This window comes from Streptomyces fuscigenes, from assembly GCF_021556455.1.
GTDB classification, from domain to species: domain Bacteria; phylum Actinomycetota; class Actinomycetes; order Streptomycetales; family Streptomycetaceae; genus Streptomyces; species Streptomyces fuscigenes.
The window spans coordinates 16836-30556 of record NZ_JAKGCV010000021.1 but is presented as its reverse complement, the minus strand read 5'-3'; the positions used below and the strand labels follow the sequence as shown (position 1 = coordinate 30556).

14 protein-coding genes and 1 pseudogene are annotated in these 13721 nt (G+C 69.9%); 9 read left to right on the top strand and 6 right to left on the bottom strand.

What is annotated here, in order from left to right; all coding sequences use genetic code 11:
- Nucleotides 1-1021: pseudogene (locus L1885_RS04565) on the bottom strand (hypothetical protein); the annotation flags it as partial.
- A gap of 364 nt (nt 1022-1385) precedes the next feature.
- Here L1885_RS04565 and rpmH point away from each other — a divergent pair.
- From rpmH to L1885_RS04520, 9 genes are all read left to right on the top strand, one after another.
- Nucleotides 1386-1523: a 50S ribosomal protein L34 gene (gene rpmH, locus L1885_RS04560; protein WP_003949374.1), complete on the top strand. Its 138-nt coding sequence runs from the start codon at nt 1386-1388 to the stop codon at nt 1521-1523.
- Between the two features lie 18 nt (nt 1524-1541).
- The gene (gene rnpA, locus L1885_RS04555; RefSeq protein WP_235795662.1) at nt 1542-1913 is read left to right on the top strand and encodes a ribonuclease P protein component; all 372 of its coding nucleotides are present in this window, start codon (nt 1542-1544) and stop codon (nt 1911-1913) included.
- The gene (gene yidD / locus L1885_RS04550; protein WP_235795661.1) at nt 1910-2272 is read left to right on the top strand and encodes a membrane protein insertion efficiency factor YidD; all 363 of its coding nucleotides are present in this window, start codon (nt 1910-1912) and stop codon (nt 2270-2272) included. The genes rnpA and yidD overlap by 4 nt, the downstream gene beginning before the upstream one ends.
- Nucleotides 2273-3676, top strand: a complete 1404-nt coding sequence (gene yidC / locus L1885_RS04545) for a membrane protein insertase YidC (RefSeq protein ID WP_235795660.1) — start codon at nt 2273-2275, stop codon at nt 3674-3676.
- Between the two features lie 15 nt (nt 3677-3691).
- Nucleotides 3692-4213 (top strand): Jag family protein, encoded by a 522-nt coding sequence (locus tag L1885_RS04540; RefSeq protein ID WP_235795659.1) that lies wholly within the window; start codon nt 3692-3694, stop codon nt 4211-4213.
- A 107-nt stretch (nt 4214-4320) separates the two neighbouring features.
- Nucleotides 4321-5040, top strand: a complete 720-nt coding sequence (gene rsmG / locus L1885_RS04535; protein WP_235795658.1) for a 16S rRNA (guanine(527)-N(7))-methyltransferase RsmG — start codon at nt 4321-4323, stop codon at nt 5038-5040.
- A 302-nt stretch (nt 5041-5342) separates the two neighbouring features.
- On the top strand, nt 5343-6422 hold the full coding sequence (locus L1885_RS04530) for a ParA family protein (RefSeq protein WP_235795657.1): 1080 nt from the start codon (nt 5343-5345) through the stop codon (nt 6420-6422).
- Nucleotides 6419-7513 (top strand): ParB/RepB/Spo0J family partition protein, encoded by a 1095-nt coding sequence (locus L1885_RS04525; protein WP_235795656.1) that lies wholly within the window; start codon nt 6419-6421, stop codon nt 7511-7513. Before L1885_RS04530 ends, L1885_RS04525 begins: the two co-directional genes overlap by 4 nt.
- Nucleotides 7514-7666: 153 nt before the next feature.
- Nucleotides 7667-8284, top strand: a complete 618-nt coding sequence (locus tag L1885_RS04520; RefSeq protein ID WP_235795655.1) for a GNAT family N-acetyltransferase — start codon at nt 7667-7669, stop codon at nt 8282-8284.
- 137 nt (nt 8285-8421) lie between these two features.
- Here the strand turns inward: L1885_RS04520 and trxA are convergent, their stop codons facing one another.
- The 5 genes from trxA to L1885_RS04495 all read right to left on the bottom strand — a co-directional run bounded on the left by trxA (nt 8422) and on the right by L1885_RS04495 (nt 13640).
- Entirely contained in the window at nt 8422-8751 is a 330-nt protein-coding gene (gene trxA / locus L1885_RS04515; RefSeq protein WP_235795654.1) for a thioredoxin, read from the bottom strand.
- Nucleotides 8752-8800: 49 nt separating this feature from the next.
- Nucleotides 8801-9775 (bottom strand): thioredoxin-disulfide reductase, encoded by a 975-nt coding sequence (gene trxB, locus L1885_RS04510; RefSeq protein ID WP_235795653.1) that lies wholly within the window; start codon nt 9773-9775, stop codon nt 8801-8803.
- Between the two features lie 128 nt (nt 9776-9903).
- Complete coding sequence (locus L1885_RS29105; protein ID WP_308117275.1) at nt 9904-11160, bottom strand: anti-sigma factor family protein; 1257 nt, start codon at nt 11158-11160, stop codon at nt 9904-9906.
- Entirely contained in the window at nt 11157-11861 is a 705-nt protein-coding gene (sigM, locus tag L1885_RS04500) for an RNA polymerase sigma factor SigM (protein WP_235795652.1), read from the bottom strand. The genes L1885_RS29105 and sigM overlap by 4 nt, the downstream gene beginning before the upstream one ends.
- A gap of 24 nt (nt 11862-11885) precedes the next feature.
- Complete coding sequence (locus L1885_RS04495) at nt 11886-13640, bottom strand: protein kinase family protein (RefSeq protein WP_235795651.1); 1755 nt, start codon at nt 13638-13640, stop codon at nt 11886-11888.
- Between the last annotated feature and the right edge of the window lie 81 nt (nt 13641-13721).

Genomic DNA, 13721 nt, shown 5'->3' with positions numbered 1-13721 from the left:
GGCCGCCGGGGCCGCCGGGCGACGGCACGCCGCCCGCACCGTGCGAGGGGGGGCCGGCGTGGGCACCCGAGGGGCCCCGGCCGAGCTGCTGCTCGGGCAGCCCGCGGGGACCGCCGGCGTCCTGGCGGGACGGCTCGTAGGGACCCCGGTCGCCCGGCGGCGGACGGTAGTCGTTCTCGGGCTGCCGGTAGTCGCCGTCCGGCCGCCGGTAGTCGCTCTCCTGCGGACCGCGGTAGTCGTTCTCGGGCTTGCGGTACTCACTGTCCTGCTGCCGGTAGTCGCTCTCCTGCTTGCGGTACTCGCCGCCGTCCTGCTGCCGGTAGTCGCCCTCGGACTGCCGGTAGTCCTTCTCCTTCTGGCGGTAGTCGCCCTCCGGCTGCTGGCGGTAGTCGGAGTCCTGCGGCGAGCGGTAGTCGGAGTCGGCCTGCCGGTAGTCGTCGGCCTTGCGTCCGTAGTCGTCGTCCGGCCTGCCGTAGTCCTCCGGCGGCCGGCGGTAGTCGTGCTGCGGCTGCTGCGGACGGCCGCCGCCGTACGGGTCGTCCTGGTAGCCGCCCAGGCGCGTCTGCTGCCAGGACAGCTCCTCCTGGCTGCGCGGCCAGGCGCCGGGCTCCGGCCGCTGCTGGTACTCGGGGTACGCGGGCCGTACAGAGGGGATGGCGTCGTCCGGTCCGAGGTGCGCGTAACCGTCGTCGTACGCACCGTGGCGCGGCTGCGGCACCGGGGTCGGCGCGGGGGGCACGGGTTCCGCGGCCGACGGGTCGACGGTGATGGCGATCCGGATGGGGCGGCCGCACTCGCGGCTCAGGGTCTCGCTGATGAGGGGTGCGAGACGGCCCTCGAGGACGCGCTTGCCCCATTCATTGGGGACGGAGAGCAGGGCGGTGTCGGCGACCAGGGCGAGCGGCTGGCAGCGCTCGATCCACTGCTTGTCCTTGTTCTCTACGCCCTGCTGGCCTTCCCTGAGAAGCTGCTCCAGCACTCGCGGCCACACTGCGGCAAGATCGGCAGGTACGTCAGCCACGAGGCACGCTCTCTCACAGGTCCCACGAATGTGCGCTTCTCGGGACGGGATGGGAAGACCGGTATAAGGAAACCGGAGTTCGGTCACGGTAGTCAGGCCGACCCGCGCGGTTCAAGTCGTTGTCCACAGGCTGTGCACAGTGGCGGGGGCGCATACTGCTGGTTTGACCGGATGGCGTAATGCCGCGTACCGTGACCAGGTCGAGTTGTCGATGGCTGCTGCCGCCTGCCTCCGATGGGCAAAGATCACGGATCGTGATCGTGAAGCGGTGCACTCGGGCGTTGAACGAGAGCTGCTACTCGTGGGCGCACGGTGACAGCCAGACGATGTCCCGCCATCACCCATCATTCTCTGGAGCCCCTGAGTGAGTAAGCGCACCTTCCAGCCGAACAACCGTCGTCGCGCCAAGACCCACGGGTTCAGGCTGCGGATGCGCACCCGTGCCGGCCGCGCGATCCTCGCGTCCCGCCGTGGCAAGGGTCGCGCCCGTCTGTCCGCCTGAGTTTCCACAGGTCGTGACGTGCTGCCTACCGAGCATCGGCTGAGGCGGCGCGAAGACTTCGCGGCCGCGGTCCGCCGAGGACGCAGGGCCGGCCGGCCACTGCTGGTCGTCCACATGCGCAACGGTCAACGTGACCCGCACGCGCCGGGGGGGAGTGCCTTCCCGGTACGTGCGGGTTTCGTCGTGAGCAAGGCTGTCGGAGGTGCCGTCGTACGGACGCGCGTAAAGCGTCAGCTACGGCACATCGTCCGCGAACGCCTGTCCGTACTTCCCCCCGGTAGCCTGGTTGTCGTACGAGCGTTGCCCGGTTCGGGTGATGCGTCCCACGAACAACTGGCCCGAGACCTGGACGCCGCTCTCGAGCGGCTGCTGGGAAGGGGCGTGCGATGAAGTATCCACTGCTTGCCCTGATCAAGCTGTATCAGTGGACGATCAGTCCCCTGCTGGGACCGGTCTGCCGCTACTACCCGTCGTGCTCGCACTATGGCTACACGGCCATCGACCGGCACGGTGCAGTGAAGGGCACGGCGCTTACCGCCTGGCGCATCCTGCGGTGCAATCCGTGGTCGCCGGGTGGTGTGGATCATGTTCCCCCGCGGAAGCGACCGCGGTGGCATGAAGCGCTGCGTGACGCGTGGCGCAGAAAGAGCGGGCACTCCGCGACTGGCGTGCCTTCCGGAGGACCGGGGTCAGACCCGGCGTCCTCCAGTCCGGCCGCAGAGACCTCGCCCCACGCTCAAGGAGCCTGAATGTTCGACTCGATCGCAGGTCTGTTCAGTTTTATCACTTGGCCTGTCTCGTGGGTCATCGTCCAGTTCCACTCGCTGTACGGGGCGATCTTCGGCCCCGACACCGGGTGGGCCTGGGGGCTGTCCATCGTGTCCCTCGTGGTGTTGATCCGTATCTGCCTGATCCCGCTGTTCGTCAAGCAGATCAAGTCGACACGCAACATGCAGGTGCTCCAGCCGAAGATGAAGGCGATCCAGGAGCGCTACAAGAACGACAAGCAGCGACAGTCCGAAGAGATGATGAAGCTGTACAAGGAGACGGGTACCAACCCGCTCTCCTCGTGCCTGCCGATCATCGCCCAGTCGCCGTTCTTCTTCGCCCTGTACCACGTGCTCGCCGGCATCGCGAACGGCACGAAGATCGGCGCCATCAACCAGTCGCTGCTCGACAGTGCCCGGCAGGCCCACATCTTCGGCGCCCCGCTCGCCGTGAAGTTCCTGGACAGCGCCGACAAGGTGGGTGCCCTCGGCGCTTCCCTCATGGACGTCCGTGTCGTCGCCGGCGCCATGATCATCCTGATGTCCGCGTCGCAGTTCTACACGCAGCGCCAGCTGATGACGAAGAACGTCGACGTGACGGTCAAGACCCCGTACATGCAGCAGCAGAAGATGCTGATGTACGTCTTCCCCCTGATCTTCATGGGCATGGGCATCAACTTCCCGGTCGGTGTCCTCGTCTACTGGCTGACCACCAACGTGTGGACCATGGGCCAGCAGATGTACGTCATCAACCAGAACCCCACGCCCGGCAGCAAGGCGCAGGACGCCTTCCTCCAGCGGCTGCTGAAGTCGGCCACCACGCACGAGCAGGTGCGGTCCAGCCGCAAGCGGAAGATGATCGCGGCCATCGTCTCGAAGGGCCCCGACCGCAACGACAACGAGCGCAAGTTCATCACCGGTCTCGCCAAGGCGGGCCTCGCTCCCCAGGCGGACGGCTCGCTGGTCAAGAGCGACACGATCGCCGCGGAGAGCGGCGCCGGTGCCACGGCGCGCCGCCAGCAGCCGAAGCGGCAGAGCAAGGCGCAGCGCCAGTCCTCCACGGCGGCCACCACGCAGACGGTCGACGCGGGCAACAGCGAGCCGGTGACCACGAGCCTGCAGAAGGACGCGGCCGAGACCTCGGCGCAGCCGACGGGCTCCACCCGGCAGTCCGGTGCCACCAAGCAGTCCGGAGCGACCAGGTCCGGGTCGACTAAGCAGGCTGCGGGGGCCCAGCAGGGTCAGGCGAAGTCCGGCCAGCAGGGCCAGCAGGCCGCCCGGGCCAAGGCGTCGGGCAAGCCCTCCGGGGCCCGCTCCGGCCAGGGCCAGGCCAAGTCCGGACAGCGCAAGGGTCAGCAGCGGCCCAAGCACCCCACCAAGAAGTAAAGAAGGAGCCCATCCGTGACGGACGGAACCGTTGTCGCGACCGAGGGTGCCGCTGAGAGTGGCGACACCCTAACCCGCCTGGAGCAGGAGGGCGAGATCGCGGCCGACTACCTCGAGGGCCTTCTCGACATCGCCGATCTCGACGGCGACATCGACATGGACGTCGAGGCGGACCGCGCCGCGGTCTCGATCATCAGCGATTCCGCGGGCCGGGATCTGCAGAAGCTGGTCGGACGCGACGGCGAGGTGCTCGAGGCGCTTCAGGAGCTGACCCGGCTCGCGGTGCACCGGGAGACCGGCGACCGCAGCAGGCTCATGCTCGACATCGCCGGCTTCCGGGCGAAGAAGCGCACCGAGCTCGCGGAGCTGGGCGCCCAGGCGGCTGACGAGGTCAAGAGCACCGGTGAGCCGGTGAAGATGGACCCGATGACGCCCTTCGAGCGCAAGGTGGTGCACGACGCGGTCGCGGCCGCGGGACTGCGCAGCGAGTCCGAGGGCGAGGAGCCGCAGCGCTTCGTCGTGGTTCTTCCTGCCTGACCGGACCCCCGTGTCAACCGGCCCCGTCTGTTCGCAGGCGGGGCCGCTCTTTGTCAGTCTGACGTGTGAGCTGCCGGGCGGTGGCTCCGGATGGAAGGACGGTTCCCGTGACGGAGGCGGCTGAGCTTCCCCCTGCCCCGGAGGGGGCACGGGCGGTTTTCGGCGAGTACTTCCCCGAGGCGGTCCGGTACGCGGAGCTGCTCGCGGACGCGGGGGTGAAGCGGGGACTGATCGGCCCCCGCGAGGTGCCGCGGCTCTGGGAGCGGCACCTGCTGAACTGCGCCGTTCTGTCGGAGGTCGTCCCCGAGGGCGTCATGGTCTGCGACGTGGGGTCCGGCGCCGGCCTGCCCGGCATTCCGCTGGCCCTGGTCAGGCGGGACCTGAAGATCACGCTGCTGGAGCCGCTGCTGCGCCGGACGAACTTCCTCCAGGAAGTCGTCGAGCTGCTGGGCCTGGACCACGTCACGGTGGCCCGTGGACGCGCCGAGGAGGTGCTGGGCAAGGTCCAGCCCGTCCACGTGGTGACCGCGCGGGCCGTGGCTCCGCTGGACCGCCTCGCCGGATGGGGCGTGCCGCTGCTGCGTCCCTACGGAGAGATGCTCGCCCTCAAGGGCGACACCGCGGAGGAGGAGCTCAAGGGTGCCCGGGCGGCGCTCGGCAAGCTGGGTGTGGTGGACACCTCCATCGTGAAGGTGGGCGAGGGGATCGTGGACCCGCCCGCGACCGTGGTGCGGGTCGAGGTGGGGGAGAGCCCCGGCGGGGTCAGGTTTGCCGCCAAGCGCGCCAAGGCGGCGCGTACAGGCCGGGCCACCCGGCGACGCCGCTGACGTTCAGAGCGCCTCCGGGGGCGCTGCCATCCGAACCGTCATCCGATTTCCACCTTCCGGGTCGGATGCTCCATAGATGGTGCGGTGCCGGATTCCCCCGGAGTGTCGTGGCGGTCTGAACAGTCGCCGCGTGCATCGTGTTTCACGTGAAACGTCGCTCACTGCTTCAGGGAATCATCGACCGTGGGCGTGCGGCCACCGCACCGCGAGCCCGAAAACCCCTCGGACGGGGCACGGAGTTGTCCACAGTGGGGCATTCCTCCACAGAACAACGGGCCTCGCTGGTTCACCACCCCCAAAGCATGGCAGGCTCTGTTCATTGCGAGTCTGAAGTCGAGGAGAGTGAATCCTTGCGGTCCGACGCCGACATCGCGGGACCGATGGCCGATCCGGTCCCCGGTCCCCGTACCGAGTCTCAGGGGGACGATGTTTCACGTGAAACACCGCCTCCGATGGACGACACCCCCATCGGCAGAGCTGCTCAGCTCGCGGTGGAGGCGCTGGGTCGCGCCGGCGAGGGGCTGCCACGTCCCGAGCAGACGCGCATCATGGTGGTCGCCAACCAGAAGGGTGGCGTAGGGAAGACCACGACAACGGTCAACCTCGCCGCCTCGCTGGCCCTGCACGGCGCCCGGGTCCTGGTCGTCGACCTCGACCCGCAGGGCAACGCGTCCACCGCCCTGGGCATCGACCATCACGCGGAAGTGCCCTCCATCTACGACGTCCTGGTGGAGAGCAAGCCACTCGCCGAGGTCGTCCAGCCCGTGCCGGACGTCGAGGGCCTCTTCTGCGCCCCGGCGACCATCGATCTGGCGGGTGCCGAGATCGAGTTGGTGTCCCTGGTGGCCCGTGAGAGCAGGCTCCATCGGGCGATCACGGCTTACGAGCAGCCGCTGGACTACGTGCTGATCGACTGTCCGCCCTCGCTCGGGCTGCTCACGGTCAACGCGATGGTCGCCGGTGCCGAGGTGCTGATCCCGATCCAGTGCGAGTACTACGCTCTGGAGGGCCTGGGGCAGCTCCTGCGCAACGTGGACCTGGTGCGCGGACACCTCAACCCTTCGCTGCACGTCTCCACGATTCTGCTGACGATGTATGACGGCCGTACCCGGCTGGCATCCCAGGTCGCCGACGAGGTGCGCAGCCACTTCGGCGAGGAGGTCCTGCGGACGAGCATTCCTCGCTCGGTCCGGATCTCGGAGGCCCCCAGTTACGGCCAGACGGTCTTGACCTACGATCCGGGATCGAGCGGCTCCCTGTCGTACCTCGAAGCAGCACGTGAGATCGCGCTGCGCGGGGTCGGCATCCGCTACGACGACCGGAACGCCCACCTGGGCAGCCCGAACAACCAGCAGAGCATGTCAGAGGGGATCAACCAGTGAGCGAACGACGCAGGGGGCTGGGACGCGGGCTCGGTGCGCTGATTCCCACTGCCCCCCAGGAACAGGCCTCGACTCCTGGAGAGGCGGGCCCCGTACTGACCGCGGAGCGGGGTGTCGCGGCCGCGAAGGTCGCCAAGCTGCCCCAGGCGACCCACTCCCCGGAGTCCGAGCCGGTGGGCCAGCAGGCCGCCCCGGAGCCCGAGCCGGAGCCGCAGGGGCCGGCCGAGGTGGCGGGTGCCTACTTCGCGGAGGTGCCGATCGGGTTCATCACGCCGAACCCGCGCCAGCCTCGTGAGGTGTTCGACGACGACGCACTCGCCGAGTTGGTGACCTCCATCAAGGAGGTCGGCCTGCTGCAGCCCGTCGTCGTGCGTCAGACCGGCCCGGAGCGCTACGAACTCATCATGGGTGAGCGCCGGTGGCGGGCCTGCCGCGAGGCAGGTCTGGAGCGCATCCCGGCGATCGTGCGGGCCACGGACGACGAGAAGCTCCTCCTGGACGCGCTGCTGGAGAACCTGCACCGCGCGCAGCTGAACCCGCTGGAAGAGGCAGCCGCCTACGACCAGTTGCTGAAGGACTTCAACTGCACGCACGACCAGCTGGCCGACCGCATCGGCCGTTCCCGGCCGCAGGTCTCCAACACGCTGCGCCTGCTGCGCCTGTCGCCGCCCGTGCAGCGTCGTGTGGCGGCGGGCGTGCTCTCGGCCGGGCACGCCCGCGCGCTGCTGTCCGTGGAGGACTCCGAGGAACAGGACCAGCTGGCCCACCGGATCGTGGCCGAGGGACTGTCGGTGCGGACCGTCGAGGAGATCGTCCAGCTGATGGGTGACCGCCCCACGGCGTCACCGAAGGCGAAGGGCCCCCGGGCCGGAGCACGCCTGTCCCCCGCACTGTCGGAGCTGGCTTCCCGGCTGTCCGACCGCTTCGAGACGCGGGTCAAGGTCGACCTCGGGCAGAAGAGAGGGAAGATCGTCGTCGAGTTCGCGTCGATGGAGGACCTTGAGCGCATCCTCGGGACGCTCGCGCCCGGCGAGGGCCGTGTCATGGATCATGCCGACCCGGACACCGGTGAGGCGGCCGACGAGGGCTGAACGGGACCCTGTGGGAGGGCGGGCCGTGCCCTGGTGGAGACACCGGGACACGGCCCGCCCTCTTTGCCTGTGCCCTGTGTGCCCGTCGGCGAAGCGCGGTTACGATGCGAACTGTGCCCCGGGTATGAGGCCAGGAAGTGAGGATCAGCCTTCATGGGACGTCGGCTCGCACCACTCACTCTGGACAACCTCCCCGACCTCCCCAAGCGGTGCCGCGCGTGCGTGTTCTGGGAACTCGACGCGGTCAGCTCGGAGGCCGCAGTCGCCGCCGGCCGGGCCGAGATCGAGAAGGAGGCCTGGATCTCGGCGGTGCTGCTGGAATGGGGCTCCTGCGGCCGGGTCGCCTACGTGGACGACGTGCCGGTGGGATTCGTCCTCTACGCGCCTCCCGCGTACGTACCCCGGTCCCTCGCCTTCCCCACGAGTCCCGTCTCGCCGGACGCCTGCCAGCTCATGACCGCCTGGATCATGCCCGGTTATCAGGGGCAGGGACTCGGACGCGTCCTCGTGCAGACCGTGGCCAAGGATCTGCTCAGACGGGAGTTCAAGGCGATCGAGGCCTTCGGTGACGCCCGATGGAAGGAACCCGCCTGCGTGCTCCCGGCCGATCACCTGCTGGCCGTGGGCTTCAAGACCGTGCGTCCGCATCCCGCCCATCCCCGGCTGCGGCTCGAACTGCGCTCCACGCTGTCCTGGAAGGAAGACGTGGAGATGGCGCTGGACCGGCTGCTGGGCGCCGTACAGAAGGAGCCCGCGCTGCGTCCCCTCTGAGGGACCCGTTCACGCGGCCGCCGGGTGGTCGGCGCACGGTTCCGTACCGCGACAGAAACGGGCCCGCTCCCCCGAGGGGGAACGGGCCCGTTTCACGTGAAACATCGCCGTGCGGTCAGAGCACCGGGCGATCGTCGTCAGGCGATGAAGGTCTCCAGGTCGCGCACGAGCGCGGCCTTGGGCTTGGCGCCGACGATGGTCTTGGCGACTTCGCCGTTCTGGTAGACGTTCAGCGTCGGGATCGACATGACGCCGTACTTGGCCGCCGTGTTGGGGTTCTCGTCGATGTTGAGCTTGACGATCTGGATCTTGTCGCCGTGCTCAGCGGCGATGGCCTCCAGCGACGGGGCGATCTGGCGGCACGGACCGCACCATTCGGCCCAGAAGTCCACCAGGACAGGCTTCTCGCTCTTGAGCACGTCCTCTTCGAACGTGGCATCCGTTACATGCTTCAGGTCGCCGGCCATGGCGGCCTCCTTACCTTCGTGAGTGTGTGGGGTGCGTTGAAACGACGGTTCAGACCGTGGCGGTCTTCTCCGGCTCGGGGGTCTGCTCGCCGTCGGCGAGGGCAGCGAGGTACCGCTCGGCGTCCAGCGCCGACGAGCACCCGGTGCCCGCGGCCGTGATCGCCTGCCGGTACGTGTGGTCGACCACGTCGCCGGCTCCGAAGACGCCGGTGAGGTTGGTCCGGGTCGTCGGGGCCTCCACCTTCAGGTACCCCTCGTCGTCCAGGTCCAGCTGGCCCTTGAACAGCTCGGTCCGCGGATCGTGGCCCACGGCGATGAACAGGCCCGTCACCGGGAGCTCCGAGGTCTCGCCCGTCTGGGTGTCGCGGAGGGTCAGACCGCTCAGCTTCGGGTCGCCGTGGATCTCCACGACCTCCTTGTTCCAGGCGAACGTGATCTTCGGGTCCGCGAAGGCACGGTCCTGCATCGCCTTGGAGGCGCGCAGCGTGTCACGCCGGTGGACGATCGTGACGGACTTGGCGAAGCGCGAGAGGAAGGTCGCCTCCTCCATCGCGGTGTCGCCGCCGCCGACCACGACGATGTCCTGGTCCTTGAAGAAGAACCCGTCACAGGTCGCACACCACGAGACACCGCGGCCCGACAGCTCCGCCTCGCGCGCCAGCCCCAGCTTCCGGTACGCGGAGCCTGTGGCGACGATGACGGCCTTGGCCCGGTGGACGGTGCCGGCGGTGTCGGTCACGGTCTTGATGTCACCCGTGAGGTCGACCTCGATGATGTCGTCGGGGACGAGCTCCGCACCGAACCGCTCGGCCTGGGCCTTCATGTTCTCCATGAGGTCCGGTCCCATGATCCCGTCCTGGAAGCCCGGGAAGTTCTCCACCTCGGTGGTGTTCATCAGCGCACCACCCGCGGTGACCGCACCCTCGAAGACCAGCGGCTTCAGCGAGGCACGCGCGGTGTACAGCGCTGCCGTGTAGCCGGCGGGCCCGGAGCCAATGATGATCACGTTACGGACGTCGCTCACGGGTTTCTTCCTCGTCTCTGCAGACTGCCTACTGCCTCAAAGGGACCAGCTTGACGACTGACATCCCACCCAACGGATACTACGGGCCGCGCATTCCCGGGCCGACAGTCGGCGCGGAAGGCCCTTCGTCACCGGCGGGAGTAGAGCTCTGTCTGCAGGATTTTCCCCTTGGCGGGCGGCGTCGCTCCGACGCAGGTGGCGTCGATGACGTAGACCCGGACCTTGGCCTCGTCCGCGGGGTTCGCCAGGACGAGAAGGTAGGCCGGGGCGCCCCGGTAGGAGCCCTGCTGGGCGGCCAGGATCGCCTCCGTCCGCCCGGTGCCCTGGCGGACGCAGTAGGGGACCTGGGGGGCCGACTGCATCAGGGGCTCGTTGGAGGCGGCATCCGAGTTCGCCGTACTGCCGCGGAGGTCCGGGTTCGCCTGGGGGGCGTTGCCCGACGTCGTGTTCAGCAGGGTGTCGACCCGTGTCTCCAGTCGCGCACCGGAGAAGTCGTCGGCACTGGTCGTGGCGGCGGTGATGTGAGGGGAGGCGGCCTGCTCGGCGGCTCCCACGTCGGACTGCGTGCCCGTGCCCTGGAGGAGGTAGGCCCCTATGCCCAGGACGGCGATGCCGAGGGCGGCGCCAAGTCCGACCGCTCCCCGGCGCCTGCGGGACGGGCGCCCTCGCCCGGGACCGCTCGTCGACCGGCGGGGACCCGTGGCCGGGGCGACCGGTCCGCCGGGTGACCGGGAGGAGCGCGATGTTTCACGTGAAACATCGCGGCCGGGAGCCATGCCGGGAGTCGCTTCGATCCGGGGGGACAGGGCTTCCGACTCTTCCCCGTGGGGTCGTCCCTGCGGCGCAGGCCCGTCCTGCGTACCGTCGCCGTGCCCCGCGTCGCCGTCGTGGCGCGGGTCCTGCGCGTGTTCCGCCGCAACGGCGTCCTCTGTGGTTCCCGCGTTCTCGGAAAGGGCATCCGCGAGGCCCGCGTGTTCCACGTTTCCGGCGTCCGCGACCCCCTCGTCCCCGGGGCCGGGCACCGGGCTCTCACCGGCTGCGCCCTCCCGGCTACGCGCGTCACTGCGCACGCCTGCCGGGGTGGGGATGAACGGGTGCGGATGGTCCACGGCCACGTCGGCGGACGGGACGGCGTCGAGCAGCGCCTCCGCGGCCAGCGCGGCGTCGATGCGCTGGGCGACGTCCGCCGGCATCGGGGCGGGGCCGGGCAGTGTTCCCAGCAGGTCCCGGATCTCGGCCAGGGACCGGTGGACATCCGCGCAGTCGTCGCAGTCGTCGAGATGCCCCCGGAGGTCGAGTGCGCGGGTCGGCGGGAGGAGGCCTTCGACGAGGTCGGAGATCTCCTCCACGTCGGGGTGCCGGTCCGTGCCGGACGATGACGTCATGCGCGTCCACCTCCACCCTTCATCGCTGTCGGATCACCTGGCTCCGTCGAACTCTGTCCCGTTGCCGATGGGACGGATGTCCCGGGCGCCCGGTTCCGTCCCTTGTCCCCCTTGCGGGTGTCTCGCGCGTCACTTCGCAGATGGGACAGGAGGGGGAGGAGTCTCGCCCGGCCCCGGGCGCAGCGGCTCTTGACCGTCCCGCTGGGGACTCCGAGGATGCTCGCGGCCTCCGCGACGGGGTAGCCCTGCATGTCCACGAGGACCAGGGCCGCGCGCTGCTCCACGGGCAGCTTCGCGAGGGCCGCGAACAGTTCCCGGTGGAGGTCCTGGCGTACCGCGGGAGCCTCGGCGGACTCGTGCGGTTCCAGCAGCTGCTCCATGCGCTCGGTGTCGTCCACCGGGGTGGTCCGGCGCGTGCCGGCCTTCCGGACCCGGTCGAGGCACGCGTTCACCGTGATGCGGTGCAGCCAGGTCGTGACCGCGGACTGGCCGCGGAACGTGTGGGCGGCCCGGAAGGCCGACACCAGGGCGTCCTGCACGGCGTCGGCGGCTTCCTCGCGGTCGCCCAGGGTCCGTATCGCGACGGCCCACAGCCGGTCGCGGTGGCGCCGTACGAGCTCACCGAAGGCGTCCGGATCGCCCGCGACGTGAGCGCTCAGGAGATCCTGATCGCTCACATCGGTGAGTGCGGCGTCGTCCAACGGTGAGCCCCTCCCCTGGTCCGCTCAGCTGGTGACGTGGATCTCCGAGACCTCGCCACGGTAGCCACCGTCGCCGACCGCGGGCAGCTTGGTCAGCCAGACCAGAACGTACCGCGCCCGTACCGGCTTGGAGGGCTTCAGCGGGACTTTCTCACCGCTTCCCTGAGCAATCTTCGTGAACCCGTCCGCCGTCGTGGGGGGCGCCGAGGCGTCCGGGGCCGCGGCCCTCAACTCGACGGAGGTGTCTCCGACGAAGTCGACGGTGACGGATCCGACCGTCTGCGCCGTGCCGAGGTCAAGGACGAGGCCGACGCCGGGCTTGAGGTTCCCGAACGTGGGCTCGCCGAGGTAGCGCTTGGTCTCCCAGGCCGTGGCCGGGTCGCCGTCCGTCGCCTTGGGCACGTCCTCCGGATTCTCCGACCCGTCGCCGGGCGGCGGGTCGAAGTCGTGCACGCCCTGGATCGCGAGGGGCTTCGGCGCCGACGGTGCCTTGCCGGTGCTCCCTTTGGTGATCTTCGAGGGCGGCGGGTTGTCGTCGCCGTGGCCGTTCAGCACACGGTCGGCGATCTGCCAGCTGCCGAGCCCCAGCGCCACGATCACCAGGGCGGACACGACCCACTTGAGGAGCTTGCCGGGGGGCGTCTGAAGCGGGGGCGGCGGGACGACGGTGGCGGGCGCGGCCGCGGGCCTCGGACCGGGCTGCGTGACCCCGTAGTTGCCCTGCTGGTACGTCGTGCGCTGGTAGTCGGGCGGTGCCGCGAAAGCCGGCTCCGGCGGACGGATGCGGGGCATCTCCGCGACGGCCTTCGCGAGTTCGTCGGGGGTGGTGCAGGGCGGCTCCTGCCGCGAGGCGGTCGCCCCGTCGTTGGCGAGGGCGCGCATGGCGAGTTCCGACAGCCCGCGGTGGACGCCGGCGCGCACCTGGTCGGGCGAGAGGAGCCCGACGCCCTTGGGCAGGCCGGTCAGCCCGTAGGCATCGGTCTCGTAGGGCCAACGCTGGGTCAGGGCCGCGTACAGCAGTGCCCCGATGGCCTCGGTGTCGGTGCGCTGCGGACGGTCCGCGGTGATGCCGCGCAGCGCGGCGTTCACCGCGAGTCCGCGGATGCGGTACTGGCCGCTCGACGTCTTGAGCACCGCGCTGGGCGTCAGCCTCAGATGCGCCAGGCCCTCCCGGTGCGCCGCCGCCATGGCCTGCGAGACCTGGCTGACGAGCTGGTAGGCGTCGTGGGCCTCCAGCGGACCGGAGGAGAGGAGGGCGGTGAGCTCCACCGCGTCGGGCAGCCACTCGTGGACGACGTAGACGAGATCGTTCTCCTCGACGGCGTCGAGCACCTGGACGAAGCGCGGGTCGCCGAGGAGCGCCGCGGAGCGGGCAGCGGCGAGGACGGAGCGGGCCCGGGGGTGCTGCGCGGGAAGGAGGTGCACGCCGACGGCGCGACGGAGCTTCTCGTCGACGGCACGCCAGCTGCTGAATCCGTCCAGACGGGTGACGCACTCCTCCAGGCGGTAGCGTCTGGCGAGTTTGTGACCGCTGTGCAGCTCCGGCGCCACGAGGGTCGGGCCGGCGCTCTTCGGCTCGTCCGCCGTGCCGGCGGTCTTTCCGGGTGCGGGCTGCTCCGCGCCCTGCGCGGCCTCCGTGCCCGCCGGGCCCTCCGCGCCGTTCAGGACCTGCGTCACGCCGTCGGTCGTGGTCTCCTCCGCCGCGTCCTGCTTGGCGGGCAGCGGCTCGTCGCCACCGTTGTCGGCCACGTCGACGGCAGCCGTGCTACGTTCCGCCACCGTCGCTCCTGCCTCCCCATCCGTTGCGCACTATCCAACAGCCATGCCAATTGTGCCCACAGTCCAGTGCTGTGCACGACA